The sequence below is a fragment of the Actinophytocola sp. genome (assembly GCF_050699935.1).
Lineage (GTDB): Bacteria > Actinomycetota > Actinomycetes > Mycobacteriales > Pseudonocardiaceae > Actinophytocola.
Genome location: NZ_JBOHGB010000014.1, coordinates 16,971 through 35,871, shown reverse-complemented (window position 1 = coordinate 35,871; position 18,901 = coordinate 16,971). Strand labels below are relative to the sequence as shown.

Below are 18,901 nucleotides of genomic sequence, written 5' to 3'. Positions count from 1 at the left end.
ATGACTAGGTTTACTACCTATCGGCGAAAGGTAGCATAGCTACCTATGAAGGCCGAAGCGCAAGCGCTGAAGGGGCATCTGGACGTGCTCCTGCTCGCCACCTTGGAGGATGGGCCCCGCCACGGCTATGCGATCAAAGAAGCGCTCCGCACCGGCAGCGGCGGCCGGTTCGATCTGCCCACCGGCACCATCTATCCCGCCTTGCACCGCCTTGAAGCGGCCGGGCTGCTCGCCGGCTCCTGGTCCACGGGGGACGGCCGGCGGCGCCGCGGCTACCAGCTCACGCCGAAAGGCCAACGGCGGCTGGTCAGCGAACGGACCAACTGGCGGGAGTTCGCCTCCGCCGTCACCGCACTACTGGAGCGGCAACCATGGCCGGCCACGCCCTGATCGACGCCCACCTCGCCGAACTGGCCCGCCAGCTCCCGGCTCCGGTGGTCGACGAACTCGCCGACGGGCTCACGGAAACCTACGAACAGCACCTGGCCAGCGGCCTGCAGCCCACGGCTGCCGCGACCGCCGCGATCACCGAGTTCGGCCGCCCCGACCAGATCACCGCCGCCTTCATCCGGCAGGCTCCCGGACGTCGCACCGCAGTGGCGCTGCTGGCGACCGGGCCGTTCCTCGCCGCCTGCTGGGGCCCGTCGCTGATCATGAGCCACGTCTGGGCGTGGCCCATCCCCGGCCCGGCCGCCCTTGCCTTCGGCGCGGCACTGCTCGCCGTCGTCGCCACCCTGGTCACTGCGGCCACCAGCCACCACTACGCCCGCACCCGCCTGGCCGGAGTCGGGGCGATCGTGCTCCTCGTGCTCGACGTCGCCATGCTGGCCGCGGTCTTGCTCGCCGCCCCCGCCTGGGTGTGGCCGATGACCATTGCCATCCCTGCCAGCCTCGTCCGCATCGGCCTCACCGCCCGCGCACTACCTCACCTGCGGGTGGGGTGACCCAGGTTTCTCGACACCCCGCCCACCGTCCGGCCCCCTGGAACCCGTCGACTACGGGCACATCGCACCGGTCTGAGAACGGCGTTCAGTTGTACTGGTCGGTGACGCAGCCGCTCGTTCACCGCGTCGAACTCTCCGCGCTCGCCACGATCGAGATCATCACCGCGGTCGGCGGCCGTCAGGTACTGGTCGACCAACTCCGCGTCGATCACGTCGCGGGTGACGCTAGATCAACCATGGTTGGAGCAAATGATCAAGGATCTCCATTTGATCTCCATTTGATCACTGAAGCCCTGCCCTCACGAGGAAGGACAGGGCTGTGACCTGCGGAAATCGTGGTGGGCGATACTGGGATTGAACCAGTGACCCCTACCGTGTCAACGTAGATCAACAAGCGCGCTGGCCTGCGAAGATAGGACTCTGGCAGGTCAGCGCGCTCCCGTTGGATGCCGTTGAAGACGGTTCAGTGCCGTTCAGTGACGTGCTTGGCTCCCAATTCGCTCCCCGCACCTGCTCCCCGTGCTCCCGGCAGCCGCCACTGCTGCGTCGAGTGGACGTCAGACGTGCCGATTTCGGCCCCTTCGTATTTTGCATCGCCGCGCTCATGAGTAGGTAGATCACCGCCGAGCTCCAGGAGGTGGTGTGTGGGTGCGTATCGGTGGACGGAGTTGCACACTATTCACCCGCTGCACTGTCAGATCGTGAATGATTGGCCTGACCCGATTCGTAGGTCCAGTTCGAGTGAGAGTCTGGATGCCCGAGTATGGGAGGAAGGCTCGATGATCATGGCGACGAGGAAGCGGCACTCGCCGGAGCAGGTCGTACGGAAGTTCACGACCGCGGATCGGTTGTTGTCCGAGGCAAGGACGTGGCGGCGGTGTGTCGCGAGCTGGGGGTCTCCGAGCAGACCTATCACCGCTGGCGCAACCAGTCGGCGGGTTGAAGGCCGACGACGCCAAGCGGCTGAAGGATCTCGAGCGCGAGAACTCGACACTCAAGCGGCTGCTCGCCGACGCCGAGCTGGAGAAGGCGGCGTTGAAGGAGATCGCCAAGGGAAACTTCTGAGCCCGGAGCGACGCCGGGCCGCTGTGCGGCACCTGATGAACATGATGAACGTGTCGGAGCGGTTCGCCTGTCGGGTGACCGGTCAGCACCGCGCAACGCAGCGACGTGAGCCGACGAGCGCGACATCAGCCGATCCCGACACGGCGTTGCGGGCCTGGCTGCGCGGCTGGGCGAAGACGCATCCGCGGCGCGGATTCCGCAACGCCTACGCCGATGCCCGCGGCGAAGGCTGGCACGTCAATCACGAGCGAGTCCAGCGCTCTGGCGCGAGGAAGGGTTGCGGGTACCGCAACGCCGGCGACGCAAACGCATCGGGACCTCGACCGCGCCGGACCCGCCCAAGGCTGATGCGCCGAACCGGGTCTGGGCCGTGGACTTCCAGTTCGATGCCACCACCGACGGTCGGCCGGTGAAGATCGTCTCAATCATCGATGAGCACATCCGCGAATGCCTCGGCGGGCTCGTGGACCGCTCGATCGCCGCAGACCGACTCATCGACGAACTCGACCGCATTGCGGTGCGGCGTGGCTATCCGGCGGTGCTGCGCTGCGACAACGGCCCCGAGCTGGCCTGCGACGCGATGGCCGACTGGGCAGGCGAACGTGTTGGCCTGTCGTTCATCCTGCCCGGCCAGCCCTGGCGCAACGGCTACGTCGAGGCGTTCAACTCCCGAGTCCGCGACGAATGCCTCAACGTCAACATCCTCTGGTCACTCGCGCACGCACGCGTGGTGATCACCGCCTGGAAGGACGACTACAACCACCGCCGACGACACAGCTCGCTCGGCTACCAGGCACCAGCGGACTACGCTGCCGATTGCACCCACCGATGAACGACTCTCATACCGAGTGGATCAGTTCTCGGGGTCCGGCCATGATGCTTGAGGCGCTGGCGACCGAGCTCAGTTGTTCAACGGCGCGCGGACCGGCGGCTGGTCTCACTGGCCGACCTGATCGTGCTCAGTGGGTCCGTTGCGGCCGAGCAGGTCGCCCGTAACGCCGGCCACGACATCGAGGTCCCGTTCACCCCGGGCCACACGGACGCTTCACAGGACCAGACTGATGCCGAATTCGTTCCCCCTCCAGCCGACAGTCAATGGGTTCCGCAGCTACTGCGGGAAGAGCCACCACTGCTGGCCGAATACCGCTTGGCCGACCGTGCGAATCTGCGGACCTCTACCGCGCCCGAGATGACCGTGCTCGTGGGTGGCCTGCGGGCGCTACTGTACCTGCGACTACCAGCAGTCCCTGCTGGCGTCCTCACCTCAGCGCCCGGGTCGCTGACCAATGACTTTCTCGCCAACCTGCTCAACGTAGGCACGGCACCGCCGAGGCCCCGGAGACTTTCGGGGCTCGTGACCGCGTCACCGGTGAGGTCCGGTGGACGGCAGCCCCACGTCGGCCTGGTGTTTGGCTCGAACTCCGAGCTGCGAGCCGTCGCCGAGGTCTACGCGACCGAGGACGCCCACGAGAAAGTTTGTCCAGGACTTCGTAGCCCCTGGACCAAGTTGTCCGGGTCGACTGTATGTGGGCCTGGCCCGGACGTTTGCTTTGCAGCTACTTTCCGTCACCGATTCCTATCAAAGCCTGACACATTGGGTGACAGGGCATAGTCTTTGGGTGAAGGGCTTCGTCCCCGCGTCGGGGAAGGCGCGGGTCTGGGGAAAGGACGTCTCGTTGCCTCGCGTGACAACTTGTTCGCAGCAGCGTGCCTGCCGACCATAGGACGGTCCATGCCTAACGGCGACGACCCGGTGCTGCGACGTGTCGGTGGTGGAGTGGGGTCGACCTGCTCACTGGACGTGGTGTCCACACACGGTCTGGGCGGAGACGACGTTTCCACTTGGACGCAGAAAGGTTCGTCGGAGTCCTGGCTCGAGTGGCTGGGTCAGGACATTCCGACCATCGGGGTGTGGGCTCTTCGTTATCCTGCCGGCCTGACGAAATGGACGACCGCAGGTGCGGGCATGGCGCTGCCCGAGCGGGCCAACAGCCTCATCGAGATGTTGCTCTACTACGGCATCGGTTCCCGTCCGTTGGTCTTTCTCTGCCATAGCCTCGGCGGTCTGGTGGTCAAGCAGATACTTCGACAATCGAGCGAAATGGCCAAGCCGGACTGGAAGGTCATCTCTGAGTCGACGTTGGGAGTGGTCTTTCTCGCGACGCCACACTCTGGGTCGAGTCTCGCGTCGATCGCGAAGGCCGTCCCGCTCGCTCGGCCCACCCGCACGACGTTGGCGCTGACCGCGCACTGCCCGCACCTGAAGGACCTGGGCGACTGGTACCGGCAGAACGCGGCCCGGCTCGACATCCAGACCGCGGCCTACGCCGAGAGCCAGAAGGTGAAACGGGGTCTCCGCCTGGTCACGGTCGTGAACTCGACCAGCGCGGACCCCGGCATCGTTGACTGCATCACGACCAGCGTCGACGCCGACCACACCGACATCTGCAAGCCGGCCAGCCGCGCGACGGACGTCTACCGGGGAGTCGAGACGTTCATCCGCAGGCAGCTCGCACGCGTCGCGGCCACGAACGGCGCCCCGGTCGCGCCCCGGGCACCGGCCGAGCCGCCTCCCGAGGTGGTGCGGCCCCTCCGGGAGATCGACCGGCTCGGCGAGTTGAACCTACTGCGGCCGGCCGAGGTCACGGCGCTGAAGATCGGTTTCCTGGAGCGGCGCTACTACGGAGGTGACCATGAGTAGCCTTCGGCTGCGGAGCCACGACGTCTTCATCGCGTACGCGCACGATGTTGACGACCGCGCCGTTGTGCGCGCGTTCGCCGACGCGCTCCGGGAACGCGGTTTCTCCGTCGTGTTCGACGAGCCCGACGCCGTGGGCTCGGCCGGCGCGGTGCTCGCGCTGGTGTCCGAGGCGGCGCTCGAGAACGCGCGGTTCCGGGACGACGTCGGCTGGGCACATCGGGTGCTCCCGTCGGCGGACGTCGTGCCCGTTGCGACCGGGCCGCTAGACGTCGAGCGGCTCCCCCGATGGCTTGCGACCCGCCATTGGCCGTACCTGTCCGGAGTGGATCAGGCGGGTGAGGTCGCCGACCACCTGTGTCCCTCGCTGTCGGCCAGGTTGGGCATCGCGGCGGACGAGCCTGTCATCGGCGGCAACCCACCACCGCGGGTGCCGCTGGCCTGCGCCAGCGACTACCTCGGCGAGTTGCGTGCCCGGCGCACCGGGCTGACCTGGGTCGTCGCCGAGCCTGGGGCTGGCAAGACGGTCTTGGCGCGGGAGTACCTGGCTCGGGTCGGGAACGAGATGGACTTCGGCGTGTGGGTCCACGGCGGCGCGATGGTCGAGCTCCATGGTGATAACGGCGTGGTAGTCGTGGACGGGCTCGATGAGCTCTCCGACTGGGGCTGTGCCGCTCGGCGGCGCCTTCTCGATGAGCCGCATCGCGTGGTCGTGACCAGCAGGCGATTGCCGAGTCAGGTGGTGGTCCACGAGCACGACTGCTCGATGGTGGTGCTCGGCCCGCTGCCCGTGCCCGCGCTCGCGAGCCACCTCGACATGCTCACCCCGCCGCTTCTGCCGGCGGAACGCGTGGCGATCGAAAGCGCCGCGCGGTCGGGCGAGGCGGTGTCCCGTCTCGTGGCCCGGATGGTCGGCGACGAGGAGCGGCTGCGGGCGTTCGCCCGAGAGATGTCCGAACCGCCGGCCACCGGGTCCGTCCTCGACCGGGCGCTGGCCGCGGTGACGCGGCCGCTGTCGAAGCCGGAGCGCCATCGGCTGCGGGTGCTGGCGTGCTGCGCCGAGCTGCTGCCCCACCTTCACGACGAGCTGTGCCCCCGGTTGGTGGCCTGGGGGGTCTGCGTCGACCGTGACGGTGGCACGGAGTTCGCCGACCGGGCCGTCGCGGACTCGCTGCGGCGAGGCGCGCCGCGACAGGCCGTCGAGGACGCCGTCGCGTACGTGACCGCTCGTCTTCCCGAACCGGAGGACGGGGAGGCCTTTCTTCCGGGTGTCGCCGAACTGATGGAGTACGCCGATGGCGTCCGGGGGATTGCCGAGCTAGCGATCTGGCTGGCGGCAGTGTGGCTGTCCCGGGGTGAGCCCGTGCGTGCGGAACCCTTGTGCGCCCGTGCGGAGGAGCTGGCCGACGAGGTGGAGCAACGGATCCGGGTGCGGAACCTGCGATCGGCGATCGTGTCCGCCCAGGGGCGGGTGGTGGCGGCGCACGCGATCGAGCGGGAGACAGCCCGGTTCGCCGCCGAGCGGCTGGGGTCCGACCACCCTCTCGCGATCGCCTCGGCGGTCAACGTGGGGACCAGCCTGCACGCGATGGGGCAGCTGACCGAGGCGGTCACCCTGCTGCGGGACGTGGTCGCCCGGAGTGAGGCGGTGCTCCCGCCCGGACATCCGGACCTCGTCGCGGCGCACGGGAACCTCGCTGTGAGCCTGCGGGGCGCCGGGCTCCTGGATGAGGCGCTGACGGTGCTGCGGGCCGCGATCGAGCGGTCGGCGGATGAGCACGCGCGCCGGTGGCTGGAGCAGACCCTCGCGGCCACGCTGAGCGACGCCGGCCGACATGACGAGGCGGAGGCCCTGCTGCGGCGGGGACTCGACGACCAACCGGCGGCGCGGGCGAACCTGGCTATGGTCCTCGCCCGGCAGGGGAGGTTCGACGAGGCGCTGTCCCTGCAGGCGGGCGTCGTTGCCGACCGGACGGTGGCCGGCGGGCCGGACAGCCCGGCGACGGTGGCCGCGAACAGCGCCTACGCCGCCCTGCTCGACGCATCCGATGCGGCGTCGTCCCGTGATACCGCTATGTCGGTGCGGATCGAGGCCACCGTCGAGGTGGGCATCGAGCGGGACGGTGACACGGTGACCCTCTCGGTCGACCCCTCTGCCGGGGAGTGGTACAGCGCGTCGCTGTGGGCCGCCGAGCCGACGCCCCGCGCGCACGTGGGGCGGTTCGATCGGGATGGGCGCCTGCGGTTGACGGGAGTCGCCCGGCATCTGCGGTACGTGCTGCGGGTGCTCTCCGCCGGCGGCGACGGCGCCGCGCGCACTGTCGGGGACTGGGCCGGCGGCCAGGTCGTGGTGCGCGGCGCGACCGAGGCCACCGATCCGCTGGTGGTGATCTCCGATCCCGAGGGACGCACGGTCATCGTCACCAGGACCCGAGCCACGGTGTCCGGGTTGGGGATCGGCGACCGCCGACTGGTCGTCGAGTTGCCGGTCCGGACGGACGCGGGGCACCGCCTGCTCACGCCGCTGCAGTGGAACCACCTGACCGACATGTGCGAGGCCAGCCTGGCGCTCGTGGACTCCGACCAGGTGGACCGCGACGAGTGCCTCGACGTTCGGCGTGCTGGCGACCTAGAGGCCCGTGCGGTGGCCGAGTCCGTTCACCGGGCGCTCGGCGAGAGCATCGACGCCTGGCGCCGGCTGAGCAACGACCCGGAGCTGGCCACGGGGCTCGCCGCCATCATCCAGGACGTACTCGGATCGGGGGGACCGCGATGAGTGTCGAGTCCGCCGTACGGCTGCTGAACAGCGGCGACCGGGAGCGGGCCGCGCGCCTGCTGGCCGACGGCCACCGCTCGGATCCCACCGACTTCCGGGTGGCGCACGCCCTCGCCGTGCTGACGCTGTGGACGGCGGTTCGGCAGACCCCACTGCCCGAGCGCGTCGTCGCGACCGACTGGCAGCTCTGCCTCGGCCTCTGGGGCGCTCTGCTCGCCGACCCGAACTTCTGGACCTGGCTGCGCGGAGATGCCGAGCGCCGGTATCGGACGCCGGTATCGGACGAGGCGACCGATGCGGCACGCGAACGGCTCGAGGGATGGCTGTCTGAGACCGTCACCCGGCACGCAGACGACCAGATCGCCGCCGCGTTGGCGCTCGAGGTGCGGGCGGCGCGGGTCGCCGCGATCCGCGGTGGCCTCGCGGTCGGCGCCGGCCGCACCATCCCCGGCGGGCCGCTGCTCGTCCTGCACCTTGGGCTGCACGACGCGTGCCGTGACTTGGCGGCGGGGCTGTGGGCATCCGAGGACGTCGGGACCCGGCGCGCCGCCACGTACTTCTCGCAGCTCGGCGTGGCGCGGGTGCTGCTCGACCGGGACGCCCCCGCCGCCGCCCTCGAGAGCCTGGCGGACCTGCGGTGTGCGGTCTGCGCGACGACCGCCGGGGACACGCCGTCGCCTAAGATCTGCCGGTCGGGGTGCACGACCTTCGATGAGCGGAACCCCGCGTACACCTGCCGCGGCACCGGCAAGCGGCGGTTCCGCGCCGACGCCATCGAGCTCACCGTCCAGGCCCACTTGAGCGCCGCCAAGGCGGCGATCGCGACCACCGAGCTCGACGTCGCCACGGCCCGCCGGCACTGGCAGAAGGTCGCGGCCTTGCCTAAGGCTGTCGCGGAGCTCAAGGCGCACCTGGACGACTTCGTGCTACCCAGGGTGCGGTTCTTGCGGCGGTCTCGGCCGGACGACTCGATCGCCGTGCTCGAGGCCTTCCAGGTCGCCACGTCGACCGGCCCGGACGACGAGCTGTTCGGTGAGGCCGTGGTCGCGCTCAGCATGCTCCTCGCCGAGCGCGGCGTCGGGTTCGCCAACCGCGACCGACCGAGGCTCTCCGCCGCACGGGAGGACCTGCGGCGGGCCGTCAAGCTGAACCCGTCCTCCTGGTACGTCTGCCGCAACCTGGTCGTCGTCCTGCAGAACTCGGCCGTGTCGGGAGTCGGTTCCGCCAAGGATCACGAGAACGTCGACTGGGCGGTCAAGCTCCTGGAGGAGGCTCGCGCATACCTGCGGCGGTTCCCGAGGAGGGCCGCTGGCGCCGAACTCGCCGAGGTGACGAACCTCGTGGAGGAGGACTTGGTGAGCCTGTGGAACGCGCAGGCAGTGCGGGAGTACGAGATCGGCCGGCATGACAAGGCACTGTCGATCATCGACAAAGCCCTCGCCGTGCGGCCCAACACCCCGATCCTGAAGCAGAACCAGGCCGTGATCCTCCAGGCGCGGCGGTGGGCGGACACTCCGCGGGTGCCGACGTCCATCGGCGATCTCGGCGACCTCGATCCGGCCCAGGTGCGGGAGCTCGCCCGGCTGCTGCGCGAGCGGGGCGTGACGAACGTCCCCGAGCTGCTGGACGGCCTGTACGACAAGCCGTATTTGCCCCAACCGGGCTACTCGGGCTACCCGGCCCGCCGCAGCCGGTGGCAGCGGTTCGTGGCCTGGGTTGGCAAGTGGTGGTGGGCGTGGATAACGCGGTGACCCGCGGTTGGCGGGCAAGGTTGCCATGATCCAGTACGACGAGTTGCGGATCCGGGCGTTCCGGATCGGCCACCACAGGTACTTCGTCGTAGCGAACGGCCCCACCTCGGCGGCTGCGGTGATGCGGATCGGGCCGGAGCTGCGGTTTGGGGAGTCGTTCGCGCGGCTGCTGGACGAGGAGTTCAGGCGCGTGGGGCGGCTTCCCGGCCCGATGCACGAGCGCGTCCGAGACCTCGGTCAGCAGTTGTTCACGGCGATGTTCCCCGACCCGCTGCGGGCCTGCCTGTTCGAGAGCGCGCGCCGGGCCGTGCACCACGACCGGTGCCTGCGGATCCGGTTCGAGCTCCCGCCCGAGCTCGGTGAGCTCCCGATCGAAATCCTGTGCCCGCCGTTCCCGGAACGCCGGTTGACCGGCGACTCCCGGTTCTCCCTGGCCCGATCGGTTCCCGGCTCGGCGCTGTCGCCGCGCCGCCTGCCGGCGCCGACGAGCCGGCCTGAGCGGTTCCGACTGCTGGTGGTCGCCGCGCAGGCGCGGACCGGCGGCGTGCTGAACCTCGGCTCAGAGGTCGCCGCGCTGCGCGACAGCCTCAATACGGGGCCACGGCGGGCCACGGTGACTGTCGAGACGCTCGGCGGTCCCGGGGACGACCACAAGGGCAAGCGTCCGACGTTGGTCAACCTCCGCGCGGCGCTAGCCCGGTCCCCGGAGATGCCGAGCGCGCTCGTCCTGCTCGGCCATGGCGTCGGCGGTGACCGGACTCACGGCGGGCAGGTGTTCCTGGAGGGCGCGGACGGTCGGCCGGAGGCGGTCACAGGGGAGCGGCTGGCCACCGAGGTCGCGGCGGCGCCGAACGTGCGCCTCGTCGTGCTCAACTTGTGCGCGGGCGCGCGTCACACGGCGGCGGAGCACCTGCGCCTCGCGGTCGCCGACGAGCTGGTCGCACGCGGCATCCCAGCCGTGGTCGCAATGCAGGCCGACGTGAGCGACGGTGCCGCCACCCGGTTCACCCCTACCCTGTTCGCCGAGCTGGCGGCGAACCGCTCGCTCGACGAGGCGGTCGCCATCGCGCGCCACGACATGGTTAATACGCGGGACGAGACCACGCTGGAGTGGGCGACACCGGTGCTCGTGCTGCATGAGCAGGCCCGGCACAGCTGGTTGTTCAAGGCGGTCAAGGTCGTCAAGGGGACCGTGCCGGGCGACCCGCTGGCCGAGGGGCAACGCGCGATGGAGGAGGTCGACGACCCGCCGGACGGCGTGCTCCAGCTGGAGGCGCTTGTCGAGGCGAGCCGGTTCGCTCGCATGCTCGGCGACTGGTCCCGGGTCGTTCGGTTCGCCGACATGGGTCGTGAGGAGCACCCCGAGCCCCTGGAGTGGCTGGCCCAAGAGGCGCGGCTGGAGCTCGCGATCCCGCGTTGCCGGGCGATCTGCGAGCTGCTCACCGGCGAGGACGATCCTGCCCGGGCAGAGGTGGTGCTCGACGGGTTGGGACCGTTTGTGCCCGAGCAAGTCCTCGACAGCCTCGCCCAGGAGGTGTGGCGGGCCACCAAGGCCCGCGCCGCCCTGGACGCAGCGCGGCAGGCCGCCACCGCCGGCGACTGGGAGTCGGTCGTTGCCTACTGCGACGAGATCCTCGCCGAGCTGCCCGATGGGTATCTTGACGCGGACGCGCTGCGCGAGCGGGCCGTCGCCGAGCTGGACTTGGCGGCCCGGTACCAGGTGGCGCGGCGGCACATCGAGGGCAGTGACTGGGCCGCGGCGGCCGAGCACTACCAGGCGATCACCGAGCTCCGCCCGGCCGGATACCGCGATGTGGCGGCCTGGCTGCACTACTGCCACGGCCGCCAGGGGGAGTCCGCCGCGGACCTGGCCAGCGCCTGCGACTCCTACACGGCGGCCGGCGGCGTCGCCGACGCCACCGGACGGGCGGCGCACTGTCGAGCCCGGCTGGCCGACGGACACGAGGACTGGGCGGCCGCAGCGGCGGCCTACGAGGCGGCCGCCCACGCGGGCGTGGACGTCGGACCGGCGCTGCCCTACGCCAAGGCACGGCTGGCCCTGGCTCGCCGCGAGTTCACCGCGGCCGCCCGTGAGCTCGCCGCGCTGCCAGAGCAGCACCGGGACGCGCACGCGTGGACGAGGTTCGCCAAGGGCCAGGTGGCCTACAGCGCAGGCGCGTGGGCCGACGTGCTCGACGCGCTCAGCCGGCTGCCCGCGGAGTTCGGCGACGGCGAGGTGGGGAACCTGCGCGCGCTGGCACGGGCACGACTGGCCGCCGAGCGCGGTGACTGGGCCGCGGTCGTCGAGGCGTTGCAGGACATCGGCGACGACATGAACGGCGACATGAACGGCGACATGAACGGCGACACGGAGGGCGACACGGTGCCGGTCCTGCGTCTGCTCGCCCGGTGGCGGCTCACCGAACAGCGGGCGAACTGGGCGGCCGTTGTCGCCGCGTACAGACGGGTCCGCTCGCCGAGCCAGGAGCAGACCGAGTGGCTGCACTACGCGACCGGCCGGCTAGCCGAGCGAAACGGCGACCACGGTGCGGCGTTCGGCGCCTACCAGCGGGTCGACGACACCGTCCGAGACGTGGTGTTGCGCCGGGTCTACGTCATGGGTCGCCAGGCGGAGGAGGCGGCGGACTGGGTGGGCGCGGAGGACCATTTCGGCCAGTTGCCACCGGACTTCGAGGACGCGGGTCCGCTGGCCGGGTACGCCCGGGTGCGGTCCGCCGCCGACCGGGCGGACTGGGCGGCTGTCGTGTCGAACGCCGAGACGCTCGGGTCGTTCCGGGACACGCCGGTGATCGGCCGCTACGGGTGCGCCCGGCTCGCCGAGTCAGAGCAGGACTGGTCGCGGGCGGCCGACTTGTTCGGCGAGTGCCAGGACCACGCGGACGCCGAGGTCCGTGCCGGCTACGCGCGCGGACGCTCCCTGGCCGCCGACGGCCGCTGGCGGGAGGCCCTCGCCTGCTACGCCACCGTGCCCGACGGCCACCTGGACGTGTCAGAGCGCCGGGCGCGGCTGGCCGAGCTGCTGACCTCGTACGGGTGGGCCGAGGGGCTCGTGGCGGCCAGCCTCGTGCCCGACCCGAGTGCCGCCGCCCGCCCGGACTTCCCGTACGGGCTCCTCGCCCCGCTGGGTGTCGGACCGTCGTCGTCCGTTCAGCAGGTCAAGGACGCCGAGATCCAGGCCATGCAGGAGAGCGCGACCGCGGCCGTCCGGGTGGCGGCCGGCCTGCGTTCCTGGTCCACCCGGCTGGCGCTGGACGCGGACCTCTACCCGGTGCGCGACCCCGCGGCGCTGTGCCGGGTCCTTGGCTCGGTGACCGACGGCGAGCCAGCCGACCTGTTCGGACGCATGTGGGAGGCAGTCGCCGACGCACCGCTGCTGACCCTGCTGCACACCGGCCGGGAGCAGGCAGTCGAGGCGTGGGAGGAACGCCTGCGCGCGAACCCCGCCGACGTCGCCACCGCGCACTGCCTCGCGATCACGCACCGGTGGGCGGCCCGCGACCTGGACCGCGCCGGGGCGTGGGAGCACGGCCGGATGGCCTGGCACCGCTGCATCGGGATGTGGGTGACCGTGCTCGGCGACGAGAAGTACTGGGAGCGGTGGCGCCGCGAACGGTCCGCCGCCTACCACTTCATGGTCCCGGTCGCCGAGGTGCGGCTGCTGCGCCAGCAGATGGTCATCGGCCTCGCCGACGAGCTGAACGCCGCGGCGGACCGGCACGACGCGGCCGGCCGGCCGGCGCTGGCCGAGCAGTACCGGATGCTCGGCCTGGCGGTACGGGTCGAGGTCGTCGGGCGGGAGGTCACCGAGGAGGTTGGCGGCCTGCCGACCCGGGACGGCATGAACGGCCACGTCGTCGGCGGCCCGGAATACGTGCGGGCCACCGGCCTCGCCGAGTCCGTCGCGGAACTGGCCGCTGAGCTGGTCCGCCGCCGGGACGCCGCGCTGGCCGAGGCTGACAACGGCCCGGCCGACGTCCTGGCCGACCCCACTGACGACCCCGCCACTGCCGACATCGCGCCTGGTCAGCTCTCCGGCGAGCAGGTCGCCCGGTTCTGCGCGGCGTTCTCCCGGCTGGGCCCCGCACAGGCCCTGCTGGAGTCGGGCCGTCCCGAGCGGGCGCTCGCGATGCTGCCGCCGACCCACGGGCGGCGCCTGGTCGACTCGGCCGGGTGCGACTGTGCCGGGGGCCGGCCGGCGGACGAGACCTGTGCGAGCTGCCGGCGGTTCCGTAGCGAGGACCCGGCCTACCTCCGGCTGGGCGGCCGGGAGGCCCGCCTGTTTCAGGACGCATCCCTCATCGCCGTGCGCTGCCACCTCAAGACGGCGCGGTCCTCCGCGCTCGGCGACGACGACCGCGGAGTGGACTTCGCGGTGACCGCGGTGGACGCCGTGCTGGAGCTGGCCTCCGCCGCCGGGCTCGTCGCCCGCGCACGGCGGCACCTGATCGACTTCGTCGGCGCGGCGGTCGAGGCGATGGCCACCCCCAGGTCGCCCCGGCCTCGGGTCGACCGCGCAGTCGACCTCGTCACGCGGGTCCGGACCAGGCGGGGGCTGACCAACGACGAGACGCTCCGCGGGATCCACGGCGTAGTGCTCTGCGACCGGGCGCAGCTCTCGGCCGCCCCGGACGAGATCGAGCAGCCCGACCACGACGCGGCGATCGCCGACCTGCGCGAGGCGATCAGGCTCAGCCCGACCCTGCTGCGGGCGCGAGAGGGACTCACCCACACCCTGGTCCAACGCTCGATGTTCCGGACGCAGTGGACGGCGACCCACGAGGATGACCTCGCCGAGGCGTTGACCGTCGCGAGCGAGGGCCTGCGGCTCGCGCCCGGCAATCCCAGGCTGCTGGACGCGGTCAAGGCGGTCGCGAGCCAGGTCCGCGGGGTGATCTACCGAACGATGACCGACGCGGAGCTCATGGAACTGCAGCCGCCCACGGTTCCCGCCGACGGGTCGCCCGCCGCCGCGGCGGCACTCGCCCACGAGGCGCACCGCACCGACGCGGCCGGCGACCGGAGGAGCGCCCTCCTACTCGCCGTGGAGGCGGTCCTCACCGACCCGGCGAGCCGGCTGACCCGCGACACGCTGGCTGACCTTCTCGCCGGCCATTTCGCCGACGACACCGACGATAGGAGCATTACGTGAAGGATCCGCTCACCGCCTGGGACGGCGAGTTCCCCTATGACGTCCTCGCCGGCTCCGGCATCACGCCGGAGTCGAGCCACGCCGAGGTGCAGGACGCACCCTTTCGGCTGATGCGGGAGAACCGGTTCACCCGGGACGCCCGCGTGGCGTGGGAGGAGCTGCGGCACGTCGAGCGGCGGCTGTTCGTCGACCTCTTCGTCTACCCCACCGGCGAGCCGGCGACCGGGCATCGGGGGCAGCCATGACCGATGACACGTACCGCAACGACGCACAGGCGCTGCTGAGGGCAATCAACTGTCGCAACGAGCTCGACAGCCTGCTCGACTCGCTCATCCTGGTGCTCGACGCATTCGAACGGCTGCGCCGGCACACGGAGAACGGGTCGGTGCCCGGTGACCCCGCAGCGCTGCTCGAGACCTTCGGCCGCATCGGCGCCCAACTCGAGTCCGTGATCGCCGACGCCGGGCTGCTCGGCTTCGGCGCGCCGGGAGACGTCGTCGATCTCGACCGCTACCAGATCATCGACGCCGTGCGGGCCGGGGGAGTGCGGGAGGACACCGTCGTCGAGGTGGTGCGCCGCGGTTATGAGCGGGACGGCAGGGTGCTGCGGCCTGCCGAGGTGATCGTCGCCGAACGGGATGAGGAGCAAGCACAGTGAAGGCCATCGGTATCGACCTCGGGACGACCAACTCGGTAGCGGCGATCCACTCCCCGGAACGCCCTGCGTACGTCCTCGAGAACGACCACGCGCAGACCCTGACCCCGTCGGCGGTCGGCGTGCGCGTGAAGGACGGCGAGGAACGCGTCCTGGTCGGGCGGCCCGCGGTACAGGGGGCGCGGACCGCGACCAGCACCATCTTCTCGGTCAAGCGGCTGATGGGCCGCACGATCGGCGAGCCCCAGGTCGCCGAGGTCCGCAAGCGGTTCGACTACGAGATCGTGCCGACCGCCGAGGACGACGCCTCGGTCGCGATCCGGATGGGCACGAAGGTGCGCACCCCGGCCGAGATCTCCAGCCTGATCCTGCGCAAAATCAAGCAGGACGCGGCGCGAGTGCTGGGCGACGAGGTCACTCACGCGGTGATTACCGTGCCAGCGTACTTCGAGGCTGCCCAGCGCGCGGCGACCCGCAAGGCCGCGGAGGCGGCTGGCTTGGTGGTCAAACGGTTGATCGACGAGCCGACCGCGGCGGCGATCGCGTACGGGATGCGCGAGGCGGGCACCGAAGGTCGGCGGGTCCTCGTCTACGACCTCGGCGGCGGCACGTTCGACGTCTCGCTGCTGCAGATGATCCAGGGCGACAACGGGAAGACCCAGTTCCACGTCGCCGGGGTCGCCGGGGACAACTGGCTCGGCGGCGACGACTTCGACCAGAAGGTCATCGAGAAGGTCCTCGCGGAGGTCCGCGCCGAGCACGGCGTCGAGCCGCCGAACGACCCCGCGTTCCGGCGAGCCCTGAAGGAGCAGGCCGAGGTGGCAAAGTGGCAGCTCGGTTCGATGGACGTCGCCGACGTCGAACTTGGCGCAGCGTTCCGGCTCCCGGACAACGGGCCGTTCGTCGACATCCACGTCGAGCTCACCCGGGCGGAGTTCAACCAGCTCGTCGCGCCACTGGTCGACCGGACGATGAACCTGGTGGACGACGTGCTTCGAGAGGGAAACTTCACCGCGGACGACATCACGGATGTCCTGTTGGTCGGCGGGTCCACGCTCACCACGTGCGTCCGCGAGGCGGTGGTCAGCCGGTTCGGCGCCGCCAAGGTGCGGACGGACGTCAAGCCGATGGAGTGCGTCGCACTCGGCGCGGCGATCCTGGCGGAGGGGGAGACCGGTCTGGAGTGCTCCGCCTGCGGGTCACCGAACGAGGAGGGCGTCGAGGCATGCCGGGAATGTGGCCACCCGTTGGGCGCCACGCGCGACCCGTCCTACAAGATCTACGAGCAGACCGCCATGGCGCTGGGCATCGCCGCCATCGACGGCGATAACGTCGACGCTTTTGTCCCGATCATCCCGAAGGGCACCCCGTACCCGCTCGAGGAGCCCATGCGCAAGCGATTCACCGCCTCGGGACGTCGCGTGCGGATCCCGGTGCACGAGGGGGTGAACCCGCAGGCCAGCCAGAACCGCGTGCAGGGCGTCGTGGAGGCGATGCTGCCGGAGGGGCTGGAGCCGAACAGCGACGTCGAGGTCGAGTTCAACTACGACGGCGACCGGATCGTCACCGTCAACGTGCGGGTTCCCGGGACGACGTTCAACCAGCGGACCTCGCTGCGGCCCCAGCCGATCGAGCAGGACACGCCGTCGACGGACGAGGCCAAGGAGGAGCTCGAGCGGGCGATCGACATGGTCGAGGAGTTCGTCGGGCGGTACGGCGTCTACATCGAGCCGTGGCAGCTGGACCGCGTCAAGCGCCGCCTGTCCGACGCCAAGCTGGCCTACCGCGGGGCCGACGTCGACGAGCATCGCCGGTACGTCAACCTGCTCTACCGCGACCTGGACAACTGCGGCCTGGCCACGACCATGTACTTTGCCGACGTGGTCGCTGACCGGGCGAAGCCCGCGGACAGCGAACGCATCCGGCGCAGCTCCCAGACCGTCCGGGACGCGCACACCTCGGGCAACGAGGCGCGCCGCGCGCAGGCGGAGCAGGTGCTCAACGAGCTGATCCAGCGGGAGCTGGAGAAGCAGACGGGAGGAGTCGTCACGGACATGGCCGAGCTGCTCCGCACGAAGCCGTGAGTGGCACGGTCGTCGGCGTTGACGTCGGCAGCTGCGGGCTGCGGATCGCCTGGTCCACCGGGAGCGAGCAGCTGGCGGCGGTGACCGACCTGCCGCCGGCCGGACGGGAGCCGTGGATCGTCCCCGTGCTGTCCGCCCGGTCGGTCGGCTTCGTCAGCACGCGAGAGCTGCGCTCGGCCGCGGCGGTCGAGATGCTCACCGGGGAGCTGGCCCGCGCCCGCGAGGCGGTCGGGGCCGAGTCGGGCACCGACGTGTCCTGTGCCGTGCTCAGCGTGCCGACCCGCCTGGGGTCCGGCGACCGGATCGCGTTGCGCGACGCCGCCCGGACCGCGGGATTCGTCGAGGTCCACCTGATCAACGACGCGGTCGCGGCGGTCCTCGCCGACGGCCCGGGGGAGTCTCGCACAGTGCTTGTCTACTCGCTCGGCTACAGCGGGTTCGAGACGGGACTGCTGCGGGTCGCCCGGCGGCAGGTCCGCGTGCTCGGCCACGCCGGCGCGGTGGAGCCGAGCGGCGCGAAGATGGACATGTGGCTCCTGGACGCATGGCTAGGCAGCCTGAGCGACCAGAATCTGAGCGAACTCGGCACCTGGGACGTGGCACGGTGGGGGCGTCTTCGCGAGGCTGCCGAGAAGGTCAAGCCGCGGTTGGCCGCAGGCGAGCGGGTGACCGTCGCTTGGCCGCCTTGGTCGACCGAGTCCACCGAGCAGCCCAACCGCGTCCAGACGCCCTCGCCTGAGGAGTTCGGCCGGTATGTGGAGGAGCACGTCGCGGCCACCGCCAAGCACGTCCGCGAGGTGATCGCCGACGCGGCGATGACCCCGGCCGACGTCGACGCCGTGCTGCTCGTCGGCGGGGTCAGCGTGCTGCCAGCTGTCCAGGCCATGCTCGAGGCGGAGGTCGGCAGCGGGGGCAGCCCCGCCGAGCCGTATCGGCTCGCCCGCGGCGCCGCCGTCTACGGTTCGTACCTGCGCCCGTCGGCGAGGACGACGAGCACGGACGCGGAGCTTGTCGACCTGCAGGACACACCGTCGCGACCGGCGCTCGCCGTGCGCATCCCGGAGCGCCCCGCGGACGGGCCGCCCGACGTGTTCGCGGAGGCCCGGCGGCTCTGGGCCGGCGGTGCGGTTGACGAGGCACGCATGTTGCTCACCGACCTGGTCGATCGCGCTAACCGGATGCTCGTCGAGATGAGCGCGCCCGCGCCGGAGGATCGGGCGCAGCCGGACTCCACACCGGAGGAGCGGGAACGCGCTCGGCGGACCATCCAGGCCGCCACCCGGTTGCTCCACAAGGGACAACTGCAGAGGGCGGTCGAGGAGTCACACCGAGCGTGGAGCCAGGCCCGCGACGACGACGAGATCTTCGCCAAGATGATCGACATCCACATGAGCGCTGCCCGAGCCCTCCCTGGCCCCGCAGGCTACGCCGATGCCCGGGCGTGGATGGGATGCGCGCGCGTCCACGCGAAGTTCAACGAGACGGTCGCCGCCTACTTCGTCGAGCGGACCCTGGAGTACGCCCGGCACCAGCTCGAACACGACCAAGTTGACGACGCGCGCAGGCTGCTCGAGGAGTGCGTGTTCTACGAGACCAGTGATCCGGGCGTGCGCGAGCTCGCCGACGAGCTGGCGACGCGGGGGCGGATCTGAGCGGGCAGGCCGTCCTCACTGTGTAGGTGAACATCCGCGCGCGGCAACCATTGCGCTGCGTCAGGCGCCGCAGTGTTTGCAATGGGTTTGACGTGGCTGCATGGTA

The 18,901-nt window shown here is 70.9% G+C and carries 12 protein-coding genes and 1 pseudogene; all 13 read left to right on the top strand.

Features of this window, described 5'->3' with window-relative positions; genetic code table 11:
• The first annotated feature begins 45 nt into the window (after positions 1 to 45).
• Positions 46 to 390 (top strand): PadR family transcriptional regulator, encoded by a 345-nt coding sequence (locus ACRDTB_RS07900; RefSeq protein WP_431429344.1) that lies wholly within the window; start codon positions 46 to 48, stop codon positions 388 to 390.
• The gene (locus ACRDTB_RS07895; RefSeq protein WP_431429343.1) at positions 372 to 944 is read left to right on the top strand and encodes a permease prefix domain 1-containing protein; all 573 of its coding nucleotides are present in this window, start codon (positions 372 to 374) and stop codon (positions 942 to 944) included. Before ACRDTB_RS07900 ends, ACRDTB_RS07895 begins: the two co-directional genes overlap by 19 nt.
• 89 nt (positions 945 to 1,033) lie before the next feature.
• Positions 1,034 to 1,267, top strand: coding sequence for a hypothetical protein (locus ACRDTB_RS07890; RefSeq protein ID WP_431429342.1), 234 nt, complete (start codon positions 1,034 to 1,036; stop codon positions 1,265 to 1,267).
• A 462-nt stretch (positions 1,268 to 1,729) separates the two neighbouring features.
• Positions 1,730 to 2,841, top strand: a pseudogene (locus tag ACRDTB_RS07885) (IS3 family transposase).
• A 123-nt stretch (positions 2,842 to 2,964) separates the two neighbouring features.
• Positions 2,965 to 3,621, top strand: coding sequence for a hypothetical protein (locus ACRDTB_RS07880; protein ID WP_431429341.1), 657 nt, complete (start codon positions 2,965 to 2,967; stop codon positions 3,619 to 3,621).
• Positions 3,622 to 3,741: 120 nt separating this feature from the next.
• Positions 3,742 to 4,710, top strand: a complete 969-nt coding sequence (locus ACRDTB_RS07875) for a hypothetical protein (RefSeq protein WP_431429340.1) — start codon at positions 3,742 to 3,744, stop codon at positions 4,708 to 4,710.
• Entirely contained in the window at positions 4,703 to 7,483 is a 2,781-nt protein-coding gene (locus ACRDTB_RS07870; protein WP_431429339.1) for a tetratricopeptide repeat protein, read from the top strand. Before ACRDTB_RS07875 ends, ACRDTB_RS07870 begins: the two co-directional genes overlap by 8 nt.
• Positions 7,480 to 9,234 (top strand): hypothetical protein, encoded by a 1,755-nt coding sequence (locus tag ACRDTB_RS07865; RefSeq protein ID WP_431429338.1) that lies wholly within the window; start codon positions 7,480 to 7,482, stop codon positions 9,232 to 9,234. The genes ACRDTB_RS07870 and ACRDTB_RS07865 overlap by 4 nt, the downstream gene beginning before the upstream one ends.
• Before the next feature lie 25 nt (positions 9,235 to 9,259).
• Complete coding sequence (locus ACRDTB_RS07860; protein ID WP_431429337.1) at positions 9,260 to 14,404, top strand: CHAT domain-containing protein; 5,145 nt, start codon at positions 9,260 to 9,262, stop codon at positions 14,402 to 14,404.
• Positions 14,401 to 14,649 carry a hypothetical protein gene (locus ACRDTB_RS07855; protein WP_431429336.1) on the top strand — a complete coding sequence of 83 codons (249 nt, stop codon included), beginning with the start codon at positions 14,401 to 14,403 and terminating at the stop codon, positions 14,647 to 14,649. Before ACRDTB_RS07860 ends, ACRDTB_RS07855 begins: the two co-directional genes overlap by 4 nt.
• The gene (locus ACRDTB_RS07850; protein ID WP_431429335.1) at positions 14,646 to 15,062 is read left to right on the top strand and encodes a nucleotide exchange factor GrpE; all 417 of its coding nucleotides are present in this window, start codon (positions 14,646 to 14,648) and stop codon (positions 15,060 to 15,062) included. The genes ACRDTB_RS07855 and ACRDTB_RS07850 overlap by 4 nt, the downstream gene beginning before the upstream one ends.
• Positions 15,059 to 17,143 carry an Hsp70 family protein gene (locus ACRDTB_RS07845; RefSeq protein WP_431429334.1) on the top strand — a complete coding sequence of 695 codons (2,085 nt, stop codon included), beginning with the start codon at positions 15,059 to 15,061 and terminating at the stop codon, positions 17,141 to 17,143. Before ACRDTB_RS07850 ends, ACRDTB_RS07845 begins: the two co-directional genes overlap by 4 nt.
• Positions 17,140 to 18,795 (top strand): Hsp70 family protein, encoded by a 1,656-nt coding sequence (locus ACRDTB_RS07840; protein WP_431429333.1) that lies wholly within the window; start codon positions 17,140 to 17,142, stop codon positions 18,793 to 18,795. Before ACRDTB_RS07845 ends, ACRDTB_RS07840 begins: the two co-directional genes overlap by 4 nt.
• The last annotated feature ends 106 nt before the right edge of the window (positions 18,796 to 18,901 follow it).

What these genes read in the sequence shown, in the direction of transcription:
- ACRDTB_RS07900 (WP_431429344.1), top strand. Translation starts at nt 46, where the DNA reads ATGAAGGCCGAAGCGCAAGCGCTGAAGGGGCATCTGGACGTGCTCCTG.
- ACRDTB_RS07895 (WP_431429343.1), top strand. Translation starts at nt 372, where the DNA reads ATGGCCGGCCACGCCCTGATCGACGCCCACCTCGCCGAACTGGCCCGC.
- ACRDTB_RS07875 (WP_431429340.1), top strand. Translation starts at nt 3,742, where the DNA reads ATGCCTAACGGCGACGACCCGGTGCTGCGACGTGTCGGTGGTGGAGTG.
- ACRDTB_RS07870 (WP_431429339.1), top strand. Translation starts at nt 4,703, where the DNA reads ATGAGTAGCCTTCGGCTGCGGAGCCACGACGTCTTCATCGCGTACGCG.
- ACRDTB_RS07865 (WP_431429338.1), top strand. Translation starts at nt 7,480, where the DNA reads ATGAGTGTCGAGTCCGCCGTACGGCTGCTGAACAGCGGCGACCGGGAG.
- ACRDTB_RS07860 (WP_431429337.1), top strand. Translation starts at nt 9,260, where the DNA reads ATGATCCAGTACGACGAGTTGCGGATCCGGGCGTTCCGGATCGGCCAC.
- ACRDTB_RS07850 (WP_431429335.1), top strand. Translation starts at nt 14,646, where the DNA reads ATGACCGATGACACGTACCGCAACGACGCACAGGCGCTGCTGAGGGCA.